Here is a 26,394-nt window from a genome sequence, read left to right as displayed (position 1 = left end):
CAGAATGACAAAGTTGCTAGTTTTATTGTATTGTTTTACTAGGTTACTCAGAATAACAAAGGAACTGTCTTTCCTAATTAAAGTGCACCACCCTTATTTGTCATTCTGACGAAGGAAGAATCTCTACAATTATTGTTAAGTGTTTGAAGAATAAGTATTTTGAATTGTGTGAATAACGTACTGTTTTTAGCGTGTCGTTGTGATTGTGTTGACTAGATTCTTCCTTCGTCAGAATGACAAAATTTATGATTGGTGTGGAAGTTTTATTTTGATGTTAGAAGTCGATTGCTGAAAGCTTAATCGATCCTAACCACATAGTAGCTGAGCAACATGTTAAGATTCTTCCTTCGTCAGAATGACAAAGTTGCTAGTTTTATTGTTGTACTAGGTTACTAAGAATAACAAGGGAATTGTCTTTCCTTATTAAAGTGCACCACCCTTATTTGTCATTCTGAAGAAGGAAGAATCCTTACAATGATTGTTAAGTATTTTCAGAATGAGCATTATATTTATTTGTCATTCTGACGAAGGAAGAATCTCTACAATGATTACAATGTATTTTGTAAAAAAATCATTTTTTATTTTGTTGATAACGGACTGTTTTTAGCGTGTTGCTGTGATCGTGTTGATTAGATTCTTCCTTTGTCAGAATGACAAAGTTGTCAGTACAATTGTGTGATGTAAATAGATTTATCATAATGACAAATAGTTGAAGAGCAGTTTTAAATACAAAACGGCTTCCATTTCTGGAAGCCGTTAGTTATTATTTTGAAATCCTTCCTTCGTCAGGATGGCAAGTTTAGAATGAAAGTCGAGTTGTAAATGACACTTTAAAAACGGTTATCGCCATCTAATAAATTGCCTAATCCACCCAATAAGCTTCCTTCGCCACGGCTGTCTCCGCCAGCTCTTGGTGCTGATGCAATGATTCTATCAGCTAGTCTACTAAACGGTAGCGATTGTATGTAAACCGTTCCTGGACCGCGTAAGGTTGCGTAGAATAATCCCTCGCCTCCAAAGATGGAGTTTTTGATACCGCCAATGAATTCGATATCATAATCAACATCTTTAGTAAAACCAATAATGCATCCCGTGTCTACTTTTAAAACATCGCCTGCTTTAAGTTCTTTTTTAGCCATGGTTCCGCCGGAGTGTACGAAAGCCAGTCCGTCGCCTTCAATTTTTTGCATGATGAAACCTTCTCCACCAAAAAGGCCGCGACCTAGTTTTTTAGAAAACTCGATTCCTACTGAAACGCCTTTGGCAGCACATAAAAAAGAGCTTTTCTGGCAAATGAATTTCCCTTGAAATTCGGTTAGGTCAATAGGAAGGATTTTTCCAGGATAAGGAGAGGCAAAAGATACTTTACCTTTGGTATGGGCTTGATTGATGAAAGCGGTCATGAATAAGCTTTCGCCGGTTAGGACTCTTTTCCCCGCGCTTAACAATTTGCCAAACAAACCAGATTGCTGCTCTGAGCCATCGCCAAAAATGGTTTCCATTTGAATGTTATTGTCCATCATCATGAAACTGCCTGCCTCGGCAATTACAATTTCTTGTGGATCTAATTCTATTTCGACGTATTGCATTTCCTCGCCAAATATCTCGTAATCGATTTCGTGTGCTTGCATGATTTAAGTTTTTTGATTGAACTAATAAGTTGATTTGTAGGGCGAAATGTTACAACTATTTTTGTTTTTTATCACTGTTTTAACAATCGTGTTTTGAAAATTAATAGTGAATTCTAGCCCTGATGGCAGTGGCATCCTCTTGTGTAGTGGCAACGGAACAAGAGATATAACGAACAGCAGGTGAGAGCGTTTGCATAAAACGAAAATAGCTGCTCCAAAAAAAAAACAGCCTAGATTGCACTAGACTGTTGGTTTTAAAAAGTTGGATATGATTATTTATTCATTAAACTCTCGATTTCATCGACTTCGATCGGGATGTTGCGCATTAAGTTAAATGGCTCGCCTGACTCTTGAATCACGACATCATCCTCAAGACGGATTCCGAAACCTTCTCCAGGAATGTAAATTCCAGGCTCTACGGTAAATACCATATTGGCTTGCATTGGCTCGGTTAAAATTCCGTAATCATGCGTGTCCAATCCCATGTGATGTGAGGTTCCGTGCATGAAATATTTTTTATAGGCAGGCCAGTCTGGGTTTTCGTTTTGTACATCGGCTTTATCGATTAGACCAAGGCCAAGCAATTCTGAAGTCATTAATTTACCAACTTCGATATGGTACTGTTTCCATAATGTTCCAGGAACAAGCATTTTTGTAGCTTCGTTTTTTACATTTAAAACAGCGTTGTAAACCGCTTTTTGTCTCTCAGAATATTTTCCTGAAACCGGAATTGTACGCGTCATATCGCTTGAGTAATTCGCATACTCAGCCCCAACATCTAATAGGATTAAATCGCCTTCGCGACATTGTTGGTTGTTCTCGATGTAATGCAAAACATTGGCATTGTTTCCTGAACCAATGATTGGCGTATAGGCGAAACCTTTAGAACGATTGCGAAGGAATTCATGAATAAATTCGGCTTCGATTTCGTATTCCATTACATTAGGTTTCACGAAAGATAGGATGCGTCTAAATCCTTTCTCAGTGATGTCACACGCTTTTTGGATCAAGTCAATTTCTTCACTCTCTTTGATCGAACGAATGCGTTGCAAAATAGGATTGCTTTTGGCAACAGCATGAGCTGGATATTTGTCTTTCCACCATTTTACAAAACGAGCTTCACGCGTTTCCGTTTCTACTGACGCACGATAGTGTTCGTTAGTGTTGATGTAGATTGTCTCAGAATGTGTCATTAGTTCAAACAAAACTTTCTCAAATTCCTGCAACCAATAGACGGTTTTGATACCTGAAACGGCCAAAGCGCGCTCTTTAGTTAGTTTTTCACCTTCCCAAACTGCAATATGTTCGTTGGTTTCTTTTAAAAACAAGATTTCTCGTTGGTGCTCGTAAGGAGCATCTGGAAAAAGCAAAAGAATACTTTCTTCTTGGTCCACACCCGATAGGTAAAAAATATCGCGATGTTGTGCAAACGGCATAGTACTATCGGCACTAATTGGGTATATATCGTTAGAGTTGAAAACGGCAACACTTTTAGGCTTCATTTGAGCCATGAACTTGGCGCGATTTTTTATAAATAGGTTGCGCTCAATTTGATGGTATTTCATAATACTATAGTTTTTACTTTTAATTACTCAAAAATACTAAGATTAAATTGTTTCTGGCTGGGAATCGCATAATTTTATAATAAATCTTTAAAACAGGAATGGGATTTGCAAGTCGAAAAGGAGATTGAAGGAGTTAAAATATTTTTAAAGAAGGATGTAATCTAGCGAACGTTCTTTTTTTTAGTCATTTTGATTTTTAACGTATATTTGAATCATGAATATGGAAAAGGAATATATCAAGTTAATTTTTGGGCTCAAGCTCAAGCAAGCGCGTACGAACAAGGATCTTTCTTTATTTGGCTTAGCCAAAATCACCGAATTATCTAAGTCGTATTTGAATGAAATCGAAAAAGGAAAAAAATACCCTAAGACGGATAAAATAATTCTTTTGGCTGAGAAACTAGATGTTTCCTACGATCATATGGTTTCGTTAAAACTAGATAACAATTTAGCGCCTATTGGTGAAATATTGAAATCGGGAATTTTAAAAGAGATTCCGCTTGATATTTTTGGAATACAAGAGAATGATTTAATTGATATTATTGCCAATGCACCGGCAAAGGTAAATGCATTTATCAGCACAATTATTGAAATTGCACAGCATTACAACCTGAGTAGAGAAAGTTTTTTTCTAGCCGCTTTGCGCTCGTATCAGGAGGCGCACAATAACTACTTTGAAGATTTAGAAGATAAGGTGCTTGATTTTTCGAAAGCGTTCCATATTGATATTAATACTAAAATTTCGCTAGAAGAATTAACTGCAATCTTAAAAGAGGAATACGGATATACGATTGAAGAACTTGTTTTTTCAGAGCAAGAAGAGTTGGGCGATTTGCGTTCTATTTTTGTACCCAAAAGCAAGACGTTACTGTTGTCCTTGGATATTGATGCACAGCAAAAAGCATTTATTTTAGCCAAAGAAATTGCGTATAATTATTTAGGAATCAAAGACCGATTGTATACTTTTAGCTGGATAAAATTCGACAATTTTGATCAGGTATTAAATAATTTTTATGCTTCTTATTTTGCCGGAGCTTTGTTGCTACCTCGAAAAAAACTAATCGAAGCCCTGAATGCTTTTCTTTCAAAAACGCATCCCACAGCAGATGAAATGATAGCTTTGATGAATCAGTTTAATGTTTCGCCAGAGTCTTTTTATCAACGATTGACGAATATATTACCAAAGGATTTTCAGTTGAAAAACCTGTTTTTTCTCCGCTTGTCTCATAAAATAGGTTCGGATTCCTATCAAATAAAAAAAGAATTACATATTACGCACCAGCAAGAACCTCGCGCTAACGAAATGAATGAGCATTATTGCCGTCGATGGGTTTCGATTCGCACTATTGAGGCCGCCATTGCCCAAAAGAAAGACCACTTTTTTAGTGCTCAAATTTCGAGATACGACAATAGTAATAATGAATACTTTGTGTTTTCATCAGCTACAGAAGACCCTTTCAAAAAAGACCATCTACGAAGTATATCGGTAGGTATATTGATGAATGCAACAATGAAAAAGAAGTTCAAGTTCATTGAAAGCGGAATCGTAAAAAAGGAATTAGTAGGGGTAACTTGTGAAACTTGTGCTGTGAAGGACTGCGAGGTTCGAGCAACGCCTCCAATCCATCTGGAGAAAAAAAAGAGAAATGAAAATACTGATTTGATTGTTCAAAAGTACATGGAGAAATTTAGTTAATTCTGTTTTTGACAACGTATTGGTTTTTAATTAAATACATTTTGTAATTGTGTCCGAATCAATTATAGATTTCTTTTATTAGGACTTTAATACTCTATTGCAAATTTTGGTTTATTTAATTTTAAATCTTTGATTTTTATCTACAGTTCGCACAACCGTGTTGTATTTGTGATTTTTCGGCATTATTTCTTCAGTTTTTAAAAAAGGCATTGCTTGTATTTTGTTTAGTGTTTTGAACAGGATTAATTTCTAATTTACTGTTAAGCATCGCTTTAAATTTCTATTAATTTGAACACTTTAAAATGATTATAAATAAGAGCGAAAAGGTTGTAGTTCAAATCTAATTGCTTTATTTTTGTATTATTTTTTAAAACAAACTACAAAATCTTATGGCAAAATCTGAATTATTGAAATCGTCAATAGCAAAAAAAGTTGCAATGGCTCTTTCAGGACTTTTTTTGATGTTGTTTTTAGCACAGCATTTTTTTATCAATATGACTTCGGTTTTTAGCGCCGATACTTTCAATTCTATCTCCCATTTCATGGGTAACAATCCCTTAGTTCAATTTGTTATTCAGCCGATATTGATCGTTGGAGTAATTTTTCACTTCATCATGGGATTTGTTTTGGATTTTAAAAATAGAAAAGCAAGACCTATTTCATATGTGAACTATAACGGTGGGGCTGCTGCTTCGTGGACGTCTAGAAATATGATCATCACAGGATCAGTAGTATTAGCTTTTTTAATTTTGCATTTTTATGATTTCTGGGTTCCAGAGATGGTTTATAAATATGTAGAGTTTAGTCCTCTAGATGAAACAAGATATTTCCCAGAGCTAGTTCATAAATTCGAGAGCCCAGTACGTACTGCATTGTACTGTATTTCTTTTGTTTTGTTGTCTTTACACTTGCAACATGGTTTTAGTTCTTCGTTTCAATCAGTTGGGTTCAACAACAAGTACTCTAAAGGTTTAAAAAATTTCGGATTAGGTTTTGCAATCTTGATTCCTTTTGGTTTCGTTTTCATTGCATTATTTCATCATTTCAATCATTAATATTCACTTATTATGGCATTAGATTCAAAAATTCCAAATGGTCCTATCGCGGACAAATGGACAAATTATAAAGATCACATTAATTTAGTAAACCCTGCTAACAAGCGTAATTTAGATATTATTGTTGTTGGAACAGGATTAGCAGGTAGCTCTGCTGCTGCAACTTTAGCTGAATTAGGTTACAACGTAAAAGCGTTTTGTTTTCAAGATTCACCTCGTCGTGCGCACTCTATTGCTGCACAAGGGGGTATTAACGCTGCAAAAAACTATAAAGGAGACGGGGATTCTGTTTTCCGTTTATTTTATGATACTGTAAAAGGAGGAGATTATCGTGCTCGTGAGGCTAACGTATACCGTCTAGCTGAAGTGTCCGCTAATATCATCGATCAATGTGTGGCTCAAGGAGTACCATTAGCACGTGAATATGGTGGATTATTGGACAACCGTTCTTTTGGAGGTACATTAGTTTCTCGTACATTTTATGCGCAAGGACAAACTGGACAACAATTATTATTGGGAGCTTACTCTGCTATGAACCGTCAAATTGGTCGTGGTAAAGTAAAAATGCACCACCGTCACGAAATGCTAGATTTAGTAATCGTAGACGGAAAAGCAAGAGGAATTATCGCTCGTAATTTAATTACTGGTGAAATTGAAAGACATTCAGCTCACGCAGTTGTAATCGCTTCTGGAGGTTACGGAAACGTATTTTTCTTGTCAACAAATGCAATGGGTTCTAATGCTACTGCAGCATGGAAAATTCATAAAAAAGGAGCGTTTTTCGCAAATCCTTGTTACACACAAATTCACCCTACTTGTATCCCAGTTTCGGGAGATCACCAGTCTAAATTAACTTTGATGTCAGAGTCATTGCGTAATGATGGACGTATTTGGGTTCCTGCAAAAGCAGAAGATGCTAAAGCAATCCGTGAAGGAAAGAAAAAAGGAACAGATATTCCTGAAGCAGATAGAGATTATTTCCTAGAAAGAAGATATCCTGCTTTTGGTAACTTAGTACCACGTGACGTTGCATCGCGCGCGGCTAAAGAAAGATGTGATGCTGGTTTTGGAGTAAACAAAACAGGTGAAGCAGTTTACCTAGATTTTGCTGCAGCAATTCAACGTTACGGAAAAGAAGCGGCTTATGTAAAAGGTCTTGATGAAAATGATAAGGCAGTAGTAACAAAATTAGGTACTGAAGCGGTTAAAAGTAAATACGGAAACTTATTCCAAATGTACTATAAGATCGTAGATGAAGATCCTTATACTTCTCCTATGATGATTTATCCAGCAGTTCACTACACAATGGGTGGTACTTGGGTAGATTATAACTTAATGACTACAATCCCAGGATGTTTCTCTATTGGAGAATCAAACTTCTCTGAGCACGGTGCAAACAGGTTAGGAGCATCTGCTTTGATGCAAGGTTTAGCTGATGGATATTTTGTATTGCCTTATACAATAGGTGATTATTTATCTCCAGATATTAAAATGGGACCTATCTCTACTGATTTACCTGAATTTGCTGAAGCAGAAAAAGGAGTGAAAGAGCAGATTGAAAGATTCATGAACAATAATGGTACACACTCTGTAGATTATTTCCATAGAAAATTAGGGAAAATCATGTGGGACAAAGTAGGAATGGCTCGTAACGCTAAAGGTTTAACTGAGGCTATCGAAGAAATTGCTGCACTACGTGAAGAGTTCTATAAAGATGTTAAAGTTCCAGGAACTGATAAAGGATTTAATCAAGAATTGGAAAAAGCAACTCGTGTTGCTGATTTCCTTGAACTAGGAGAGCTTTTCGCTAAAGATGCATTACACCGTAATGAATCTTGTGGAGGTCACTTTAGAGAAGAATACCAAACTGAAGATGGTGAAGCTATGCGTGATGACGAAAACTTCGCATACGTTGCCGCTTGGGAATACAAAGGAAAACCAAGTGATGCCGTTTTACACAAAGAAGAGTTGGTATTTGACGCCGTTAAACTAGTTCAAAGAAATTACAAATAGAAATTGGTCCAAAGTCCAAAGTTTTAAATTCAAATGGCTACACACCACGCGAGTTTCGACTTTCAACTTTACGACTTTCAAACTTAATTAGTATGAAACTTACATTAAAAATATGGCGTCAAAAAAGCGCCAAAGATAAAGGAGCAATGGTTGATTATCAAATCGACGGAATTGAGCCAGATATGTCATTCCTTGAAATGCTAGACGTTTTCAATGAAGACCTAATGAGTAAAGGTGGCGAGCCAGTATCATTTGATCACGATTGTCGCGAAGGAATTTGCGGAATGTGTTCTTTGTTTATCAACGGAGAAGCACATGGTCCTGATCGTGGTGTAACGACTTGTCAACTGCACATGCGTATGTTCAAGGATGGTGACACCATTACAATTGAGCCTTTCCGTGCCGCTGCTTTTCCAGTAGTAAAAGATTTAGTAGTTGACCGTAGCGCTTTCGATAGAATTCAGCATGCAGGTGGATTTATATCAGTAAACACTTCAGGAAATACCATCGATGCGAATACTATTCCAATTGATAAAAATGACGCTGATGAATCATTCATGGCAGCAGCTTGTATTGGTTGTGGAGCTTGTGTAGCGTCTTGTAAAAACTCATCAGCTATGTTATTCGTTTCAGCTAAGGTTTCACAATTTGCTTTGTTGCCACAAGGTAGAGTAGAAGCTACGGATCGTGTTTTAAACATGGTTAGACAAATGGATGACGAAGGTTTTGGTAACTGTACCAACACTGGAGCTTGCGAAGTAGAATGTCCTAAAGGAATCTCTTTAGAGAACATCGCTCGTATGAACAGAGAATATTTGGCTGCAAGCCTAAAAGGATAAAAAGAGTCACTCTGAGCTGGTCGAAGAGTTAAACGCATTCATTTATTTGGATGCGTTTTTTTTATGGCGTTTCCTTTCAGGTCGGGCTATACGTTCCAATCTTTATAAAAATTCCATTAGCATTCCATTTTCATAAAGGATTTCCACTTTTATCCCTAACGCAAAAGATGTATATTTGAGAAACCCTTTGCTACAATGAAAAACTTTCTTGCGTCACTACTTTTACTATTATCCGTTTTCGGTTTCGCTCAAAACAACCAACAATACGTAAATCCGTTTATAGGCACCGGTGGTCATGGACACACCTATCCAGGTGCAACTGTGCCTTTCGGAATGGTCCAACTGTCACCTGATACAAGAATCGACGGTAGTTGGGATGGTTGCTCAGGATATCATTACTCTGATTCCGTAATTTATGGCTTTTCGCATACGCATCTAAACGGAACAGGAGTTTCTGATTTTGGAGACATTATGATGATGCCTACGCTGGGTGAAGTTTCCTTTGATAATAAGGAATACGCTTCTACTTTTTCACATACTAACGAAAAAGCAACTGCAGGTTTCTACTCCGTAAAGTTAGATAAGCACAATATCGATGTTAGTTTAACCACTTCAACACGTGTTGGTTTTCATCAATATACCTTTAATGCTGCTGGTCAAGCTAATATAATAATTGATCTGAATCATCGAGATAAATTAGTGCAAGGCGAAATAAAAATCAGTGACAACAAAACAATCCAAATTCTGCGTAGGAGTGAAGCTTGGGCAAGAGATCAATATGTTTATGCGCAAATTGAATTTAACGTTCCTATGAAAGTCTCGAAGGTAAAAGCGAATCAAGAGAATAAATCTGATTTCTATTCGGGAACGGAACTTAAAATAGCTTTTTCAAAAGACGTTAAAAAAGGAGAAAAAATTCTCGTAAAAGTAGCGCTCTCACCAACAAGTTATGAGGGAGCTAAACTAAATAGTTCGGAAATTAAAGGTTGGAACTTTGATCAAGTCAAAAAACAAGCCGAAGCACTTTGGAACAAGCAATTGTCTAAAATTGAAATCACAGAGCCGAATCCCGATAAGAAAGCTATTTTTTACACTGCCCTATATCATACCATGGTGCAACCTAATATTGCTCAAGATATTGATGGCAAATACCGCGGTAGAGATAATAAAGTGCATGAAGGAGAAGGCTTTGATTATTATTCGGTTTTCTCACTTTGGGACACCTTTCGAGCCGCGCATCCTTTATACACTTTGATCGAAAAAAAGCGTACCGCTGATTTCATAAATAACTTCTTGAAACAATACGATCAAGGAGGTCGATTACCTGTTTGGGAATTAGCATCTAATGAAACCGATTGTATGATTGGTTACCATTCGGTTTCTGTAATGGCTGATGCTATGGCCAAAGGGATAACGGGTTTTGATTACGAAAAGGCTTTCGAGGCGGCTAAGCATTCGGCTATGCGCGACGAATTAGGACTGAAGGCCTACAAACAAAATGGATTTATAGCGATCGACGATGATCACGAAAGCGTTTCTAAAAACTTAGAATATGCCTATGATGACTGGTGTATCGCTCAAATGGCGCAAATACTAAATATAAAAGAGGATTTTCACTATTTTATGAAAAGATCCCAAAACTGGAAAAATTTATTCGATTGGAAATCGGGCTTTATTCGCCCCAAGAAAAATGGTGGTTGGGATATGCCTTTTGATCCAAGAGAGGTGAACAATAATTTTACTGAGGGTAATGCTTGGCAATATACCTTTTTTGTTCCGCAAGATATCCTTGGTATGATCGAAGCTTATGGCGGTAAAGAAAAATTTGAAGCGAAGCTGGACGAAATGTTCAACAGCGAGAGTAAAACAACTGGGCGCGAGCAAGTAGATGTTACTGGCTTAATAGGGCAGTATGCCCACGGTAACGAACCGAGTCATCACATGGCCTACTTGTACAATTATGTAGACAAGCCAGAGAAAACAACAGAAAAAGTACACTATATTTTAGATAATTTCTATAAAAATGAGCCTGACGGCTTAATAGGAAACGAAGACTGTGGCCAAATGAGTGCTTGGTATGTATTGAGTTCCATGGGTATTTATCAAGTTACACCCGGAAAAAACTATTGGGAAACGAATTTTCCAACTTACTTTAAAAAAGCCCAAGTTGATACAGGAAATGGTCTGATTACAGTTAGTTCAGAATTTGAAAGAACTGGTTTTCTTGCACAAGAAGGCAGGGAAACTGTTGATGAAATTCCTTTTGAACCTATTATTCCTGTTCCTGTCATTTCAGCAAAAAGTAAATCGTTTCAAGATAAAATGATAATTGAAATTAGTTCTCAAAATCCAAATGATAAAATCTACTACCTGTTAAATAGAAAAAATGATTTGCTAAAAGATACAAATTGGAAAGAATACACAGAGCCATTAGTGATCAACCAAACTACTGAAATTAAGGCAAAAATAAATAACAGCGGAAAGGAAAGTACTGTTGCAACAGCCAACTTCTTTAAAAAACCAAATAACTATAGTATTGCCATCAAATCTAAATACAATTCACAATATACCGCGGGAGGAATTGAGGGTTTAATTGATGGTATACACGGAGATGAAAATTGGCGCAAAGGAGAATGGCAAGGCTATCAAGATCAAGATTTTGAAGCGGTAATCGACTTGCAAGAAGCTCGAGCTATTTCTTCCATAAGTGCTTCATTTTTGCAAGATTCTCGATCTTGGATTTTAATGCCTGCTTATGTACAGTTTTACACTTCGGAGGATAATGTAAATTACAAAATAGTAGATTCTCCAATTTTACATTCGGTGGACCCAAAAGACGGTACAACTCGAATTATGCATTTTGCAATCAATCTGAAAGTGCCTAAAGTGAGATACGTGAAAGTTTTTGCTAAAAATTTCGGAAAACTACCAACCTGGCATCAAGGGTATGGAGGAGACGCCTTTATTTTTATTGATGAAATTACAATCAAATAAAGCTATTGTAATCTTGTTATCTGTCACTTTATAATTCTAAAACATTCTAATAAAATGAATATAGCCTTAATCCAAGCATCACTAATTTGGGAAAACCCCGATGCTAACAGAAACTATTTTGAAGATAAAATAAACGGTATCAATGACACTGTTAATTTAATCGTACTGCCCGAAATGTTTACGACTGGTTTTACTATGAATCCTAGCGCAGTTGCAGAAACTATGATAGGAAAAACGGTGTCGTGGATGCAAACTTTGGCAAAAGCCAAAAACACAGCAATAACAGGAAGTGTGGTAATCAAGGACAATAGCAGTTTTTACAATCGAATGTTGTTTGTATTTCCTTCAGGAGAACTACAGTTTTATGATAAGCGGCATTTATTTACCTTGGCAGGAGAAGGCAAGGAGTACACCGCAGGCGATGCTAAGTTAATTGTAGATTATATGGGTTGGAAAATCTGTCCCTTTGTTTGCTATGATTTACGTTTTCCTGTATTTTCTCGTAATGTCAATCAAGAATACGATTTGTTGCTTTATGTAGCGAGCTGGCCCAAAACACGAATTAAAGCGTGGGATACGCTACTAGCAGCGCGAGCTATTGAAAATATGAGTTATGTAGTTGCAGTTAATAGAATTGGTCAGGATGCTAACGATTACCAATACGTAGGTCATTCGCAGGTCATAGATATGCTTGGGGAGCAGCTTGTAGAGCCCTTAGAGTTGGAGGGGATTTATTATGCTACACTTGATCGCGAAAAACTAATTGAAACACGACTAAAACTAAATTTCTTGAACGACCAAGATGCTTTTGAAATTAAAAACTAGATCTTCTGTTGCTGTTAGGATCTGCTTTCTTTTTTGGTTCAGGTGTATATGGGATGCTTAGATCGAAAAACTCGATATCGTCCCAATTGGCGCGTACATCTCTAATTGTTTTTGAAAAATAAATTACTTCTTCAGGCTGAATTTTTTCTATGTAATTCCCTGCATCCCATTTTTTATTTTTGTTGTCATCGTAAATAAAAAGGAGGTTAAATGTGTTGGGCTGCAATAAATTGAATTCAATTTTAGTTTCACTGTTGCTGTATTCACTAGCGATGAGTTCGCCTTTTTCATCGGTTAGCTCAATAAGTACTGGAAAACGTTTTACGTTTTGGAGATTGACAATTAAATTGCCATATTCCTCGGTTTGCTGTGTAGTCGTTTTGAAACTTAAAGTATCATTGCTAATACCAAAAAAGTCAGTGGCTGCGCCAGGGAGTAGCGATAGTGTGTGTTTTTCCGAAGGTTCTTTTTTGAAATCAAAGTACCACTCTTGCAGAAAGTCGTCATATACAGTTGTGAAATCTACGGCAACAGAATCTTTATTAACTAACTTGATTTTACTAGTGTCAAATTTTACTAACGGTGTACCACTAGTTATTAGATAACGATCTCTAAAATGCAAGACACCATTGTATTTTGGGTTCAAGGTTAGCGTGTCTTTTTTCTGGTCTTTTATTTTTACAACATAATTCTTGATGTAGTTCTGTTGGCTTATCGAAACACTTAATGAATCAGTTTTTAAAGGTTTAAACCATACGTTTAATGAATCTTTTTTAGGATATTGGGTTGTCAGACTTTCTACTATTTGGTTTTTATTTTTCACTAAAACCTTAGGTCGGCTAGCTATTTTCGATAGATCACCTTCATATCCTAAAAGTAGTTTGTTGCCGGATGCCTGTGTTGGTTTAAAAGCTCTGAATGGAAGCTTTTCTTTAAATAACTCGAGTTCGTACACGGTGTCATTAGGAATCGTAATATAATTTTTGATATACCCTATTTTCTCTTTTGATAAATCAAATATATTGTTTCCGTTATAATCCTTTAATGCTACTAAAAGATATTTTCCTGCCTTTAGGTTTTCTAGTTTAAAGGTTTTTAAGCTGTCGAGCGTATTGGTTATGTAGCTGGGTGGCTTTTTATAAATGATGGAATCGTTAAAGCTATCATTTACTTCGTATAAATGAACGGATACAAAAGCATCTGCTTCTTTTTCAATGGCATCTTTAATTCGTCCTTTTAGTGAAAGTGAGTCGATATAATTTCCGGTAGAGAAAACATATTTAAATTGATTTAACGGATTACCTTCATTGTTATCTGCAATACTTTGGCCAAAATTAAAACTGTAGGTTGTGTTAGGGGCTAAAGTATCTTTTATTTTTATAGAAATAGTTTTACTAGCATTTAGTGGAGTAATCAACGGCTCATATTTTAAAGGAGGGGAGATTACCAGCTGTTTGTTTAGATTTTTAAGTTTGATGTATTCATCAAAAACTAATTTAACCTCTTTGCTTTTAAAATTCGTACTATAATTGGCTGGGAAACTTATTTTTAAAGTTGGTGCAATTGAATCTTTGAAGCCACCGGTAATGGTTCCCCTTTTTGCACAACTAGCTAGGCCTATCAGAAGGAGCAATAAAAAATATTTGATATAGTTTCGCAACATGAAATTCAGAATTTATAATGCACAAAATAACGATTATATTTATTGGAATGGAAACTTTTTGGCGATTTATTAAGATGCCTTTAAACAGGCTGAGTTTCGAGATAAATTCAATCTTTAGTTTTTAATATGTAATTTTGTGGTAGAAATAATTAACATTCGAATAAGATAGTTGACATGATGAGAAAAATAGAACACATAGGTATTGCAGTAAAGGATTTAGAGGCTTCCAATTTGTTATTTGAAAAGCTTTTTGGTCAACCTTCATACAAGCAAGAAGAAGTGATTAGTGAAGGTGTAATGACTTCTTTTTTTGAAAATGGCCCTAATAAAATTGAACTGCTTGCTGCTACCAATCCAGATAGTCCTATTGCGAAATTTTTAGAAAAAAAGGGAGAGGGGATTCATCATATTGCATTTGACGTTGAAGATATTGAAGCAGAGATTCAAAGGTTGAAAGGCGAAGGTTTCGTAGTGCTAAATGAAACTCCTAAAAAGGGGGCCGACAATAAGTTGGTGGCTTTTTTACACCCAAAGAGCACCAATGGTGTTCTTATTGAATTATGTCAAGAGATAAAATAATTGTCACGCACCACATTTTTATAAATCTAATAATCAGCAGGTTTGTATTGGGTTAGATTTAATTAGCTGTTTTGAGACAAAACTATTATTAAAATATTTGGAGCAAACGAAAAATAGTGGTAATATTGCAAACTCTTAACCGGTCCTATAGCTCAGCTGGTTAGAGCACCTGACTCATAATCAGGTGGTCCCTGGTTCGAGCCCAGGTGGGACCACAGAGATAAGCCCTTTAAATTTTTTTTTAAAGGGTTTTTTTATTTACATAAAACTAGTGTGTAAAAAAGTCGTATATTTATCTATTGAGATTGGTTTTTAAGCGATTAATTTAAAATAGATTTTTTTTTGCTACGTAATTTACTATTTTTGGCCACAATGAAGATATTTAGAAATAAAAATTACTGTTTACTCATTTTTCTTTTAGGAGTAATGAATGCATTTGCTGGAACAGCTCCGTCTTCTGGTCCTCCTTCTCCAACTGGAAAGCCACCAATACCTCCAGGATTACCTATCGACGATTACATTGTTTTATTGGTTATAATAGCTGTGCTTTTTGGATATTATGTGACTGAAAGTAGACGTATAAAAACAAAACCCTCAATTTAAATTGAGGGTTTTGTTTTTCTGAAAAACAGGAAAATCATTTATTAGCGTGTAATTTAGCTACATATTTTCCGATGACATCAAATTCTAGATTTACTTTGGTTCCTGCCTTAAAGGATTGAAAGTTCGTGTGCTCGTATGTGTAAGGTATTATGGCAACGCTAAATTGATTTTTTTTAGAGTTTACAACGGTTAAACTTACTCCGTTTACTGTAATTGATCCTTTCTCTATAGTTAGATTATTTAGAGACGCATCGTATTCAAAGGTGTAGGACCAACTTCCGTTAGTTTCTTTAACTTCAATACAATGACCAACTTGATCAACATGACCTTGAACAATATGGCCGTCAAGGCGGTCACCCAGCTTCATGGCTCTTTCGATGTTTACTTGGTCACCTTTGGACCAATTGCCAATGTTTGTTTTTAAAACAGTTTCTTCAATCGCAGTGACGGTGTAAGAGTTGTTGTTAATGGCTACAACGGTTAAGCATATTCCGTTATGAGCGACACTTTGGTCTATTTGCAGTTCGCTTGTTATGGAAGTCTCAACGGTGATGTGTAAATTATTCTGTTCTCGTTCTATTTCTTGGATGGTTCCAAGGGTTTCTATGATTCCTGTAAACATTCTTGTTTTATTTTACTAAATTTGTACCTCAAAATTAGTAATAAAAAGCCGTGGTCATGATGAAAAAAGCAGAAAATATAGTCGTTGGGATTTCGATTGGAGATTTAAACGGTATTGGAAGCGAAATTATTTTAAAAACTTTCGAGGATGCTCGAATGTTAGAGTTGTGTACGCCGGTTATTTTTGCCAATGTGAAACTGTTGTCTTTTGTTAAAAGAAATCTGAACTTAACATTGTCATTACACGGTATCGATAAATTAGATCAAGTAGTGCTCGGTAAAATTAACGTGTTCAACCTTTGGAAAGAGGGTGTTGATATAAATTACGGAGAAAATGATCAAAAAATAGGCGAATATGCAGTTAAATCATTTGTAGCTGCAACCACAGCTTTAAAAGAAGGGGATATTGATGTTTTAGTAACTGCGCCTATCAATAAATACAATATTCAATCAGACGATTTTAAATTCCCAGGCCATACTGATTATTTAAATCAGGAGTTAGAAGGTGATGCTTTAATGTTAATGGTAAATGATAATTTACGAGTAGGGTTGCTTACGGATCATATTCCAATTAGTGAGGTCGCCGCTCATCTAACAGAGGAATTGATTGTTAAAAAAATAGAGACTGTTAGAAAATCACTGGTTCAGGATTTTAGTATCAACAAGCCAAAAATTGCTGTATTGGGACTAAATCCTCATTGTGGTGATGGCGGAGTAATTGGTAATGAAGAAGACGTGCTCTTAAAACCCGTCATAAAAAAAATATTCGAAAAAGGAACCCTTGTTTTTGGGCCTTTTCCAGCTGATGGGTTTTTTGGTAGTGGACAATATGAAAACTACGATGCGGTTATTGCGACTTATCACGATCAAGGCTTGGTGCCATTTAAAACCTTATCATTTGGTGGTGGTGTTAATTTTACGGCAGGCTTAAACAAAATTAGAACTTCGCCAGATCACGGTACTGCCTTTGATATTGCAGGTAAAGGTGAGGCTGACTATAATTCATTTAAAGAAGCGGTATATTTAGCTATTGATGTTTTTAGTAGTAGAATTCAGTACCAAGAAATTAGTCAAAAACCATTGCGAGTTAGAGAAAAATAGTAGTTGATAAAAAAAGATAAATAAGATTATTAGATTTGTAATAATTTTATATCTTTGCACTCCCGAAGTTTGGGGCAAAATGTATTGAAATGAGTAACGTAAAAGATTATTTAATTCCTTTTATAGGATTAAAGCTAGGAAAACATCATTTTGAGTATCAAATAAATAATGCGTTCTTTGAAATCTTTGATTATAATGAATATGAAAATTCAGACATCAAAGTAAATGTAGTTTTAGAGAAGAAAAGCACCATGCTCGAATTGAGTTTTAGTCACAAAGGAATAATTAACGTTCCGTGTGATATGACAGGTGAGGATTTTGATTTACCAATAAAAGGTAAAATGAAAGTAATCGTTCGTTTTGGTGAAGAATTTAATAATGATAATGAGGAATTACTAATTCTCCCCTTTGGTGAGTTTGAGATAAACGTTTCACAGTATATATATGAAATGATTGTACTTTCAGTACCTCTAAGACGCGTACATCCAGGAGTTCAAGACGGAAGTTTAAAGACTAAAGCGCTTGATAAACTGAATGAATTAGCAGTGACGGAGCTAAAACAACAAGATAATAAAGATAAGAAAGAAGAAAATATTGACCCACGTTGGGACAAATTAAAGCAACTATTAACGGATAAATAATATAGTAAAATGGCACATCCTAAAAGAAAAATCTCGAAAACAAGAAGAGATAAAAGAAGAACTCATTACAAAGCTACTGTAGCTCAAATCGCTACTTGTCCTATTACAGGTGAAGCGCATTTATACCACAGAGCTTACTGGCATGAAGGTAAAATGTATTACAGAGGGCAAGTTGTTATAGATAAATCTGTAGCTGTTGCTTAATACGTTTTCGTAAATAATATTCGAACTCTCACATCGTGAGAGTTTTTTTGTTGTTTATAATTTGCGTCAAATTAAGAAGTTCTAAAACAAAGGGTGTGGATTTTTTTTTGTAATTTTCACCTCTTCTAAACGTTTTGTCAAATAGCACATTTGTCAAAAAATATTTGAATACAATGAATACAATTACAGCCGCAATTACAGCTGTTGGTGGTTATGTTCCTGACTTTGTGCTTTCTAACAAAGTGCTCGAAACGATGGTAGATACCAACGACGAATGGATTACAACCCGAACAGGAATTAAAGAAAGAAGAATCCTTAAGGATGAAGATAAAGGTACGTCTTACCTAGCAATACAAGCAGCACAAGATTTGTTAGCAAAATCAAATGTTGATCCTTTAGATATTGATATGGTGATCATGGCAACTGCAACGCCAGATATGCCAGTAGCATCAACGGGAGTTTTTGTAGCAACAGCAATTGGTGCAACTAATGCTTTTGCATATGACTTACAAGCAGCTTGTTCTAGTTTTTTGTACGGAATGTCAACTGCAGCAGCGTATATTCAGTCCGGTAGGTATAAAAAAGTACTTTTAATTGGTGCTGATAAAATGTCTTCTATAGTTGATTATACGGATCGTTCAACTTGTATCATCTTTGGTGATGGGGCAGGAGCAGTATTGTTTGAGCCTAATTACGAAGGTCTAGGTCTACAAGACGAATACTTGAGAAGTGATGGCGTAGGTCGCGACTTTTTAAAAATTGATGCAGGGGGTTCATTAAATCCAGCCTCGATTGAAACAATTACCCAAAAAAGACATAATATCATTCAAGATGGTAAAACAGTATTTAAATATGCTGTAACCAATATGGCAGATGCTAGTGATTTGATTCTGAAAAGAAACAACCTAACCAATGAAGATGTTGATTGGTTGGTACCACATCAAGCCAAAAGAAGAATTATTGATGCTACTGCAAGCAGAATGAATCTAGAAGAATCCAAAGTTTTAATGAATATAGAAAAGTATGGCAATACCACATCTGCCACGCTTCCATTAGTGCTTAATGATTTTGAACATTTACTAAAAAAAGGCGATAGTGTTATATTTGCCGCATTTGGTGGTGGATTTACATGGGGTTCTATTTATTTAAAATGGGCATACGACAAAAAATAAATTTAAACTAAAAACAAATAATTATGGATTTAAAAGAAATTCAAAACCTAATCAAATTTGTAGCAAATTCGGGAGTTGCAGAAGTTAAATTAGAAATGGATGATGTAAAAATTACCATTAGAACTACTTTAGAAGGCAATGTTACTGAAACTACTTACGTACAGCAAATGCCGAGTCATAATCCAATGCAACAAGCAATAGCTCCGCAAGCAGCTGCGCCTGTAGCAGCAGTTGTTGAAGCTCCTGTAGCGGAAGAATCTAAATATATTACTATAAAATCTCCAATTATTGGAACTTTCTATAGAAAACCATCTCCAGACAAACCTATGTTTGTAGAAGTTGGTAACACTATTGCAAAAGGAGATGTTTTATGTGTAATTGAAGCAATGAAATTATTCAACGAAATTGAATCTGAAATTTCAGGTAAAATCGTGAAAATATTAGTTGATGACATGTCACCAGTAGAATTTGACCAACCTTTATTTTTAGTTGATCCATCTTAATTAATTTTTAAATTATAGGTTTCAAAAAAAGATAACTTTTATTGAAATAATTTAAAATTTAAAACTCATAATTTAAATTTACTACAAGATGTTTAAAAAAATATTAATTGCAAACAGAGGAGAGATTGCACTACGTGTGATTAGAACTTGCAAGGAAATGGGAATAAAAACAGTTGCTGTTTATTCTACTGCCGATGCAGAAAGTCTTCACGTAAAGTTTGCTGATGAAGCAGTTTGCATTGGACCAGCGCCAAGTAATTTATCGTATTTAAAAATGTCGAATATAATTGCTGCTGCTGAGATTACAAATGCAGATGCAATTCATCCAGGATATGGTTTCCTTTCTGAAAATTCTAAATTTTCTAAAATTTGTCAAGAACACGGTATCAAATTTATTGGTGCTTCACCTGAAATGATTGATAGAATGGGAGATAAAGCTTCGGCTAAATCTACCATGATCGAAGCAGGCGTGCCTTGTGTTCCAGGATCAGTTGGGATTTTAGAGTCTTACGAACAAGCATTAAAATTGTCAAGAGAGTTTGGTTTTCCAGTGATGCTAAAAGCAACTGCTGGAGGTGGTGGAAAAGGAATGCGTGCCGTTTGGAAAGAAGAAGATTTATTAAAAGCTTGGGAAGGAGCTCGTCAAGAGTCTGCTGCCGCTTTTGGTAATGACGGAATGTATCTTGAAAAATTAATCGAAGAGCCACGCCATATCGAAATCCAAGTAATTGGAGATTCATACGGAAAAGCATGTCACCTATCTGAAAGAGACTGTTCTGTACAAAGGCGTCACCAAAAATTAACTGAGGAAACTCCATCGCCATTCATGACTGATGAATTGCGATTAGAAATGGGTGACGCTGCTGTTAAAGCTGCTGAATACATTAAGTATGAAGGAGCTGGTACGGTTGAATTCTTGGTTGATAAGCACCGTAACTTCTACTTCATGGAAATGAATACACGTATTCAGGTAGAGCACCCTATTACGGAGCAAGTAATTGATTATGATTTAATTAGAGAACAGATATTAGTTGCTGCAGGTGTGCCAATTTCGGGTAAAAACTATTTACCACAATTGCACGCTATCGAATGTCGTATCAATGCTGAAGATCCATATAATGATTTTAGACCTTCACCAGGAAAAATCACGACACTTCATATGCCAGGAGGACACGGTGTTCGTTTAGATACGCATGTGTATTCAGGATATACGATTCCACCTAATTACGATTCTATGATTGCTAAATTAATCACAACTGCACAAACAAGAGCAGAGGCGATTAGCAAAATGAGAAGAGCTTTAGATGAATTCGTAATCGAAGGTATCAAAACTACAATTCCATTTCATAGACAGTTAATGGATGATCCTCGTTATATTGCGGGAGATTATACTACTGCTTTTATGGATACTTTTAAAATGGATGAAATCTAAAATAGTATTTTATTTATCAAATAAAAAAAACTCGCTGCGAAGCGAGTTTTTTTGTTTTAAGTAGGTAATTATAAGGTTTCTTTAAGCCATTTAAAGAATTCTTTTTGCCAAACTTGTGCATTTTGAGGTTTTAAAACCCAGTGGTTTTCCTCTGGAAAATAAACGAAACGACTTTTAATCCCTCGTAACTGTGCAGCCTGAAAAGCTTCTTGTCCTTGTCCTATTGGTACTCGGAAATCTTTTCCACCTTGAAAAATCAGGATTGGAGCATTCCATTTTTCTATCAAAGTAGCAGGATTAAATGTAGTGTAGGTTTTTTGAGCAGCGGCATTGTCTTTTTCCCAATACGCTCCACCAAAATCCCAGTTGGCAAAGAAAACTTCCTCAGTAGTACCAAACATACTTTGGGTATTAAAAACGCCATCGTGGGCAATGAATGTCTTGAAACGATTGTTGTGAATACCTGCTAAGTAAAACGCAGAATAACCACCATAACTAGCACCTACACATCCTAAACGATTTTTGTCAACATAACTTTCTTTAGAAACATCATCAATGGCCGAAAGGTAATCATCCATCACTTGTCCGCCCCAATCTTTACTTATTTTTTCATTCCATTCTACTCCATGTCCGGGCATTCCGCGGCGGTTAGGTGCAACAACGATGTAGCCATTAGCAGCCATCAATTGAAAATTCCATCGGAAAGAATAAAACTGTGTCAATGCACTTTGAGGTCCTCCTTGGCAATATAACAAGGTTGGATATTTTTTTGATGCATCAAAATTAGGAGGTAAAATTACCCAAACCAGCATTTTTTTTCCGTCAGTTGTCTTTACATATCGCTTTTCGGTTTTGCTCAACGCTAAGGTATCGTACACCGCGGAATTTACATTCGTTAATTGTTTCCAACTTTTCTTCTTTAAGTCATAAGAGAAAATTTCAGCCGCATGATTCATATCGCCTCGCGTTACAATCATACTTGTGCCAACTAAAGCTACAATTTCATTCACATCAAAATCACCGTTTGTGATTTGGTTGACACGGATAGCAATTTTAGTGTTTGCAGGAAAGTTTACTTCAAATACTTGTTTAGTTCCATCTACAGCGGCTATAAAATAGATTTTTTTTCCATCAGCACTCCATTTAAAACTATCTGCAGTTCCGTCCCAATTTGCTGTAAGGTTCATTTTAGCTCCATTGTAATCAACAATAATGTCGTTTTTATCAGCTTCGTAACCATCACGCTGCATTTGTAAATACGTAAGGTTACCCATTGGTGAAAACTGAGGTGCTACATCGTAACCTAAATTTTCCTCCGTTTTGTTAACTGTTTTTCCCGTAGCAAGATCGTATTGGTAGATATTAGTGTTAGTAGAAATGGCGTATTGCGTACCCGCTTTTTTCTTAGCAACATAAAAGATGCTTTTGCTGTCAGGCGACCAAATGTAATCTTCATCTCCTCCAAAAGGCTTTTGTGGGCTATCAAATGGTTCTCCTTTTAGAAGGTCAATCCCAATGGCGTTGTCTTTGTTTTCTTTGTAAAAAACATGGTTAAACTTTCCTTCGTTCCAACTGTCCCAATGACGGTAATCCAAACCATCATAAATTTGAACATCTGATTTATCAAGATTTGGATAAAAATCTTTTCCATGAACGTTAGCCAATTTTACCTCTTCATTATAAACGAGGTATTTCCCATCGGGCGAGATATTTTTATCAGCAAGTAGTGTTTTGTAGTTTGTTATCTCAACTGGATTTCCTCCCGTAACAGGAATTGTATATGTTTTAGAAATGGACTTGTTTTCCTCGATAGAAGGTGTGCTTACTTTGTAAACGATATTTTTGTTATCAGTAGAAATTCCTAAAACGGAAACCCGACCTAGTTTCCAAAGCATTTCGGGGGTCATTACATTTTGACCAATGGCGCTTAAACTCATCATTGTTAGGGTTGTAAAAAGTATTTTTTTCATATTAAATTAAATTATTTTTGGTTCTTAAAAGTACAATTTTATTGCAAATTAGGAACATGGATTCTGTTAACTCTTTTAAAATGTTTGGTCAGATAAAAGAAAACAATGGGGCTTTTTATTACTTAAAATAGTAATTTTATAAAAAAAACAAGGATGCAGCTTAGTTATTGGGAATTAAAAAACTGGTTTTCGAATGTTGATTATACTATTGTAGGGAGTGGAATCGTGGGTTTACACGCTGCTTTGCGCTTGCGTGAAAGATTCCCTGATAGTAAAATCCTAGTTCTTGAAAAAGGAATGTTACCTCATGGCGCAAGCACTAAAAATGCAGGTTTTGCCTGTTTTGGCAGTATTTCAGAAATTATTGATGACTTAAATTCGCATTCTGAGGAAGAGGTGGTGCAACTGATTGAAAAACGCTGGCGCGGGTTGCAACTGTTACGAAAAAGGTTGGGAGATGCAGTTATTGATTTTAAGCCATATGGTGGTTATGAAGTTTTCCTAAACGAAGAGGAGTCTACTTATTCCAGTTGTATCAATAAACTGCCTTTTATTAATGAAATGTTACGATCACAATTTAAAGCAGATGTTTTTGTGAAGCAGGTGGATCGTTTTGGTTTTCAAGGCACCAAGGAGTATTTAATTTACAATCCTTTTGAGGGACAAATTGATACTGGGAACATGATGCAAGCCTTGCTGAAAAATGCCTATGCTGAGAATATTTTAATACTAAACCAACAAACGGTCAGTGGTTATGAGGAAATGGGTGATTTTGTTCAAGTAGCTTTGGGTGATTTTACTTTTAAGTCTAAGAAACTCTTGTTCGCCACGAATGGTTTTGCAAATGAATTAACTGCCGGTGCGGTAAAGCCTGCTAGAGCGCAAGTCGTAATAACGGAGCCGATAGCAAATCTCGATCTTAAAGGAACTTTTCATTTAGATTGTGGTTACTATTATTTCAGAAATATTGGCGATAGAATTTTATTAGGTGGTGGGAGAAATCTTGATTTTGAAACGGAAACTACGACCGAATTTGCCCAGACAGAAATTATCCAAAATAAATTGGAACAATTATTAAAAGAAGTAATTTTGCCCAACCACGATTTTAAAATTGCGCACCGTTGGAGCGGAATCATGGGCGTTGGAAATAGCAAGCAACCTATAGTTTCTCAATTATCAAATCACGTTTATTGTGGCGTACGATTGGGAGGTATGGGAGTGGCGATAGGAAGTGTAATAGGAACAGAATTAGCAGATCTAATATAATGGCAACAAAAATAACAGCAAAGAAACCGACAAGAAAACCTAATAAAAAAGACGAAGCTAGCTTTACTTCTAAAGCATCTCGAATCATTGGTAAACTACTTCTGTGGTTTTTTGGTGTTTCTATATTTTTAGTGGTACTTTTTAAATTTGTTCCCGTACCGTTTACGCCTTTAATGGCGATACGAGCAATAGAAAACAAAACTTCGGGCAAAGACGCTATTTTAAGTCACGATTGGGAACCGCTTGAAAATATATCTATTAATCTTCAAAAAGCGGTTATTGCTAGCGAAGACGGCTCTTTTATAGAGCATAGTGGTTTTGATTTTAATGCAATGCAAAAAGCCTATAAAAACAATGAACGTGGTCGCAGGATAAAAGGCGGAAGCACCATTTCGCAGCAAACAGCTAAGAATGTATTTCTTTGGCAAGGCCGTAGCTATATACGAAAAGGATTGGAAGCGTATTTTACGGTTCTGATCGAACTTATTTGGGGAAAAGAACGTATTATGGAGGTGTATTTAAATAGTATCGAAATGGGGAATGGGGTTTATGGAGCCCAAGCAGCATCTCAATACTGGTATCGCAAAGACGCCGCAAATCTTACTCCCATTCAAGCAGCAGGGATCGCAGCGATACTTCCTAATCCACGAAAATTTACTGCAACGAGTTCATCTTCGTACATCAATAGACGCAAAACTAAGATTATGAAAGTCATGCGAACAGTGGGTAAAATCAAATATTAAATGGGTTTTAAAAAAATTGCCTGTGCTTTTTTCCTTTGCTTTATTATACAATCTTGGGGTCAAAATCGCGAGTCCGAAATAGGATTACTCACCGATAACGATTTGTATACTTCCTCTCGAAATGATATGTATTATACTAATGGTCTGGAATTGTTTTATCGTTTCAAGACTAAGAATAATACCGAATCAATTGCTAAGGAAATAACAGAATTCAAAATAGGCCAGTATATCTATACTCCTAGGTTTATTGATTCACCTAATAAGGCTCTCGTTGATCGTCCTTACGCAGGCTATCTTTTTGGGGAATTTGGCAAAAGTTTTTTTTACAAAAATGAAAATGTAGCAAAGGTTAGCTTTCAGCTGGGTTATGTAGGTCCAAATGCTTTTGGCGAACAAGTTCAAAAAAACCTACATAGATTAATAGGATACAAAGAAGTCCTTGGCTGGGAAAATCAAATAAAAAATGCCTTGGCGATACAAGCTCGCTTTGCTTTTTCTAAAAAAATGTTTCCTGCTAATCCTAGTAGCAAAATAGATTTACATTGGCGTTCGGAATTAAATGTAGGTACTGTTTTAACCGGAGCATCTACAGGACTTTTAAGCCGAATCGCAATTAAAAAATTGATTCCTGTGAACGATTCTAATCTATACAATGGAGCAATTGGAAGCAATGCCACTGAATTTTATTTTTATATAGCACCAAGTATTAATTATCAGTTATATGACGCCACGATTCAAGGAAGTAGGTTTAGCAATGCCAGTCCCATTACTTTTAGTTTAGTTCCATTTCGTTTCAATGGTGAAGCGGGATTTAAATACCGCAAAAACAATCTCAATTTATCGTACGTTTTTAATTACCGCGGTAAAGAATTGTACAGTAAGACGATTTCGGGTTATTTTTATGGATCAATTGGAGTTTCGTATCTGTTGAAATAAAGTGATAAAATAAAAAAAACCAAGCCTTATGACTTGGTTTCGTGGAGAATACCAGATTCGAACCAGTCACCCTCCCGAACGCTTTCGGGACACTCTAGTTAATTGAGTTCAGGGATATTAAAAATTCGATATATTTTCTACTTTTCTTTTTTTTGATTTCAATTTCTCTTTGTATAGCTAAGGACCTAGAATCAAAAGTTTCAAAATATACAAGTATCCAATCTTTGGCGGCTTTAGTATATTTACTTCTACTATTTAAATGATCATTTAGCCTGTTTTCAATGCTTTCACACGAACCAGTGTAGTATTTGTCTAAAGTTTTAGAAAAAATAATATAAGTGT

The 26,394-nt window shown here is 35.8% G+C and carries 23 protein-coding genes and 1 tRNA gene; 18 read left to right on the top strand and 6 right to left on the bottom strand.

The window, feature by feature from the left end:
- Positions 1 to 830: 830 nt before the first annotated feature.
- Positions 831 to 1,631, bottom strand: a complete 801-nt coding sequence (locus P8M54_RS11050) for a TIGR00266 family protein (protein WP_300287915.1) — start codon at positions 1,629 to 1,631, stop codon at positions 831 to 833.
- A gap of 272 nt (positions 1,632 to 1,903) precedes the next feature.
- Positions 1,904 to 3,196: an aminopeptidase P family protein gene (locus P8M54_RS11045; RefSeq protein ID WP_300287914.1), complete on the bottom strand. Its 1,293-nt coding sequence runs from the start codon at positions 3,194 to 3,196 to the stop codon at positions 1,904 to 1,906.
- 214 nt (positions 3,197 to 3,410) lie between these two features.
- Between P8M54_RS11045 and P8M54_RS11040 the strand changes: the two genes are divergently transcribed.
- The 6 genes from P8M54_RS11040 to P8M54_RS11015 all read left to right on the top strand — a co-directional run bounded on the left by P8M54_RS11040 (position 3,411) and on the right by P8M54_RS11015 (position 12,618).
- Entirely contained in the window at positions 3,411 to 4,892 is a 1,482-nt protein-coding gene (locus P8M54_RS11040) for an XRE family transcriptional regulator (protein WP_300287913.1), read from the top strand.
- 389 nt (positions 4,893 to 5,281) lie between these two features.
- Positions 5,282 to 5,947 (top strand): succinate dehydrogenase cytochrome b subunit, encoded by a 666-nt coding sequence (locus P8M54_RS11035; protein WP_300287912.1) that lies wholly within the window; start codon positions 5,282 to 5,284, stop codon positions 5,945 to 5,947.
- A gap of 12 nt (positions 5,948 to 5,959) precedes the next feature.
- Positions 5,960 to 7,960 (top strand): fumarate reductase/succinate dehydrogenase flavoprotein subunit, encoded by a 2,001-nt coding sequence (locus tag P8M54_RS11030; RefSeq protein WP_300287911.1) that lies wholly within the window; start codon positions 5,960 to 5,962, stop codon positions 7,958 to 7,960.
- A gap of 92 nt (positions 7,961 to 8,052) precedes the next feature.
- Positions 8,053 to 8,799, top strand: coding sequence for a succinate dehydrogenase/fumarate reductase iron-sulfur subunit (locus P8M54_RS11025; RefSeq protein WP_300287910.1), 747 nt, complete (start codon positions 8,053 to 8,055; stop codon positions 8,797 to 8,799).
- 195 nt (positions 8,800 to 8,994) lie between these two features.
- Complete coding sequence (locus tag P8M54_RS11020; protein ID WP_300287908.1) at positions 8,995 to 11,793, top strand: GH92 family glycosyl hydrolase; 2,799 nt, start codon at positions 8,995 to 8,997, stop codon at positions 11,791 to 11,793.
- 54 nt (positions 11,794 to 11,847) lie between these two features.
- Positions 11,848 to 12,618 (top strand): amidohydrolase, encoded by a 771-nt coding sequence (locus P8M54_RS11015; protein WP_300287907.1) that lies wholly within the window; start codon positions 11,848 to 11,850, stop codon positions 12,616 to 12,618.
- Here P8M54_RS11015 and P8M54_RS11010 read toward each other — a convergent pair.
- Positions 12,608 to 14,251: an Ig-like domain-containing protein gene (locus tag P8M54_RS11010; RefSeq protein WP_366525150.1), complete on the bottom strand. Its 1,644-nt coding sequence runs from the start codon at positions 14,249 to 14,251 to the stop codon at positions 12,608 to 12,610. The genes P8M54_RS11015 and P8M54_RS11010 overlap by 11 nt on opposite strands.
- Before the next feature lie 207 nt (positions 14,252 to 14,458).
- On the opposite strand from P8M54_RS11010, the gene mce reads away from it, so the two are divergent.
- The 3 genes from mce (at position 14,459) to P8M54_RS10995 (ending at position 15,463) form a co-directional block, all read left to right on the top strand.
- Positions 14,459 to 14,860, top strand: a complete 402-nt coding sequence (gene mce / locus P8M54_RS11005) for a methylmalonyl-CoA epimerase (protein ID WP_300287916.1) — start codon at positions 14,459 to 14,461, stop codon at positions 14,858 to 14,860.
- A 141-nt stretch (positions 14,861 to 15,001) separates the two neighbouring features.
- Positions 15,002 to 15,075, top strand: a tRNA-Ile gene (locus P8M54_RS11000).
- A gap of 157 nt (positions 15,076 to 15,232) precedes the next feature.
- Positions 15,233 to 15,463, top strand: coding sequence for a hypothetical protein (locus tag P8M54_RS10995; RefSeq protein WP_300287905.1), 231 nt, complete (start codon positions 15,233 to 15,235; stop codon positions 15,461 to 15,463).
- A gap of 34 nt (positions 15,464 to 15,497) precedes the next feature.
- On the opposite strand, the gene P8M54_RS10990 is transcribed toward P8M54_RS10995, so the two are convergent.
- On the bottom strand, positions 15,498 to 16,085 hold the full coding sequence (locus P8M54_RS10990) for a riboflavin synthase (protein ID WP_300287904.1): 588 nt from the start codon (positions 16,083 to 16,085) through the stop codon (positions 15,498 to 15,500).
- A gap of 56 nt (positions 16,086 to 16,141) precedes the next feature.
- Between P8M54_RS10990 and pdxA the strand changes: the two genes are divergently transcribed.
- From pdxA to accC, 6 genes are all read left to right on the top strand, one after another.
- Positions 16,142 to 17,185, top strand: a complete 1,044-nt coding sequence (gene pdxA / locus P8M54_RS10985; RefSeq protein WP_300287903.1) for a 4-hydroxythreonine-4-phosphate dehydrogenase PdxA — start codon at positions 16,142 to 16,144, stop codon at positions 17,183 to 17,185.
- Positions 17,186 to 17,274: 89 nt separating this feature from the next.
- Complete coding sequence (locus P8M54_RS10980; RefSeq protein ID WP_300287902.1) at positions 17,275 to 17,826, top strand: DUF177 domain-containing protein; 552 nt, start codon at positions 17,275 to 17,277, stop codon at positions 17,824 to 17,826.
- Between the two features lie 9 nt (positions 17,827 to 17,835).
- Positions 17,836 to 18,030, top strand: coding sequence for a 50S ribosomal protein L32 (rpmF, locus tag P8M54_RS10975; protein ID WP_007137315.1), 195 nt, complete (start codon positions 17,836 to 17,838; stop codon positions 18,028 to 18,030).
- 173 nt (positions 18,031 to 18,203) lie between these two features.
- Complete coding sequence (locus tag P8M54_RS10970) at positions 18,204 to 19,202, top strand: beta-ketoacyl-ACP synthase III (protein WP_300287901.1); 999 nt, start codon at positions 18,204 to 18,206, stop codon at positions 19,200 to 19,202.
- Between the two features lie 23 nt (positions 19,203 to 19,225).
- Complete coding sequence (gene accB / locus P8M54_RS10965; protein ID WP_300287900.1) at positions 19,226 to 19,705, top strand: acetyl-CoA carboxylase biotin carboxyl carrier protein; 480 nt, start codon at positions 19,226 to 19,228, stop codon at positions 19,703 to 19,705.
- Between the two features lie 88 nt (positions 19,706 to 19,793).
- Complete coding sequence (gene accC / locus P8M54_RS10960; RefSeq protein ID WP_300287899.1) at positions 19,794 to 21,137, top strand: acetyl-CoA carboxylase biotin carboxylase subunit; 1,344 nt, start codon at positions 19,794 to 19,796, stop codon at positions 21,135 to 21,137.
- 68 nt (positions 21,138 to 21,205) lie between these two features.
- Here the strand turns inward: accC and P8M54_RS10955 are convergent, their stop codons facing one another.
- Entirely contained in the window at positions 21,206 to 23,107 is a 1,902-nt protein-coding gene (locus P8M54_RS10955) for a S9 family peptidase (RefSeq protein ID WP_300287898.1), read from the bottom strand.
- 153 nt (positions 23,108 to 23,260) lie between these two features.
- On the opposite strand from P8M54_RS10955, the gene P8M54_RS10950 reads away from it, so the two are divergent.
- The 3 genes from P8M54_RS10950 to P8M54_RS10940 are packed head-to-tail and all read left to right on the top strand — an operon-like array spanning position 23,261 to position 26,052.
- Positions 23,261 to 24,373 (top strand): FAD-dependent oxidoreductase, encoded by a 1,113-nt coding sequence (locus P8M54_RS10950; protein WP_300287897.1) that lies wholly within the window; start codon positions 23,261 to 23,263, stop codon positions 24,371 to 24,373.
- Complete coding sequence (gene mtgA, locus P8M54_RS10945; RefSeq protein WP_300287896.1) at positions 24,373 to 25,116, top strand: monofunctional biosynthetic peptidoglycan transglycosylase; 744 nt, start codon at positions 24,373 to 24,375, stop codon at positions 25,114 to 25,116. The genes P8M54_RS10950 and mtgA overlap by 1 nt, the downstream gene beginning before the upstream one ends.
- On the top strand, positions 25,117 to 26,052 hold the full coding sequence (locus P8M54_RS10940) for a lipid A deacylase LpxR family protein (RefSeq protein WP_300287895.1): 936 nt from the start codon (positions 25,117 to 25,119) through the stop codon (positions 26,050 to 26,052).
- A 94-nt stretch (positions 26,053 to 26,146) separates the two neighbouring features.
- Here P8M54_RS10940 and P8M54_RS10935 read toward each other — a convergent pair.
- The coding region (locus P8M54_RS10935; protein ID WP_300287894.1) for a GIY-YIG nuclease family protein at positions 26,147 to 26,394 on the bottom strand (248 nt) is incomplete at its 5' end.

This window comes from Flavobacterium sp. (assembly GCF_029242675.1).
Classification (GTDB): Bacteria; Bacteroidota; Bacteroidia; order Flavobacteriales; family Flavobacteriaceae; genus Flavobacterium.
Note: the sequence above shows the minus strand (reverse complement) of the source record. Positions and strands in the feature narration are given on the sequence as shown.

Bases quoted from the DNA above. Each gene is read 5' to 3' on its own strand.
- P8M54_RS11050 (WP_300287915.1), bottom strand. From the start codon at position 1,631: ATGCAAGCACACGAAATCGATTACGAGATATTTGGCGAGGAAATGCAA.
- P8M54_RS11045 (WP_300287914.1), bottom strand. From the start codon at position 3,196: ATGAAATACCATCAAATTGAGCGCAACCTATTTATAAAAAATCGCGCC.
- P8M54_RS11040 (WP_300287913.1), top strand. From the start codon at position 3,411: ATGAATATGGAAAAGGAATATATCAAGTTAATTTTTGGGCTCAAGCTC.
- P8M54_RS11035 (WP_300287912.1), top strand. From the start codon at position 5,282: ATGGCAAAATCTGAATTATTGAAATCGTCAATAGCAAAAAAAGTTGCA.
- P8M54_RS11030 (WP_300287911.1), top strand. From the start codon at position 5,960: ATGGCATTAGATTCAAAAATTCCAAATGGTCCTATCGCGGACAAATGG.
- P8M54_RS11025 (WP_300287910.1), top strand. From the start codon at position 8,053: ATGAAACTTACATTAAAAATATGGCGTCAAAAAAGCGCCAAAGATAAA.
- P8M54_RS11020 (WP_300287908.1), top strand. From the start codon at position 8,995: ATGAAAAACTTTCTTGCGTCACTACTTTTACTATTATCCGTTTTCGGT.
- P8M54_RS11015 (WP_300287907.1), top strand. From the start codon at position 11,848: ATGAATATAGCCTTAATCCAAGCATCACTAATTTGGGAAAACCCCGAT.
- mce (WP_300287916.1), top strand. From the start codon at position 14,459: ATGAGAAAAATAGAACACATAGGTATTGCAGTAAAGGATTTAGAGGCT.
- P8M54_RS10995 (WP_300287905.1), top strand. From the start codon at position 15,233: ATGAAGATATTTAGAAATAAAAATTACTGTTTACTCATTTTTCTTTTA.
- P8M54_RS10990 (WP_300287904.1), bottom strand. From the start codon at position 16,085: ATGTTTACAGGAATCATAGAAACCCTTGGAACCATCCAAGAAATAGAA.
- pdxA (WP_300287903.1), top strand. From the start codon at position 16,142: ATGATGAAAAAAGCAGAAAATATAGTCGTTGGGATTTCGATTGGAGAT.
- P8M54_RS10980 (WP_300287902.1), top strand. From the start codon at position 17,275: ATGAGTAACGTAAAAGATTATTTAATTCCTTTTATAGGATTAAAGCTA.
- rpmF (WP_007137315.1), top strand. From the start codon at position 17,836: ATGGCACATCCTAAAAGAAAAATCTCGAAAACAAGAAGAGATAAAAGA.
- P8M54_RS10970 (WP_300287901.1), top strand. From the start codon at position 18,204: ATGAATACAATTACAGCCGCAATTACAGCTGTTGGTGGTTATGTTCCT.
- accB (WP_300287900.1), top strand. From the start codon at position 19,226: ATGGATTTAAAAGAAATTCAAAACCTAATCAAATTTGTAGCAAATTCG.
- accC (WP_300287899.1), top strand. From the start codon at position 19,794: ATGTTTAAAAAAATATTAATTGCAAACAGAGGAGAGATTGCACTACGT.
- P8M54_RS10955 (WP_300287898.1), bottom strand. From the start codon at position 23,107: ATGAAAAAAATACTTTTTACAACCCTAACAATGATGAGTTTAAGCGCC.
- P8M54_RS10950 (WP_300287897.1), top strand. From the start codon at position 23,261: ATGCAGCTTAGTTATTGGGAATTAAAAAACTGGTTTTCGAATGTTGAT.
- mtgA (WP_300287896.1), top strand. From the start codon at position 24,373: ATGGCAACAAAAATAACAGCAAAGAAACCGACAAGAAAACCTAATAAA.
- P8M54_RS10940 (WP_300287895.1), top strand. From the start codon at position 25,117: ATGGGTTTTAAAAAAATTGCCTGTGCTTTTTTCCTTTGCTTTATTATA.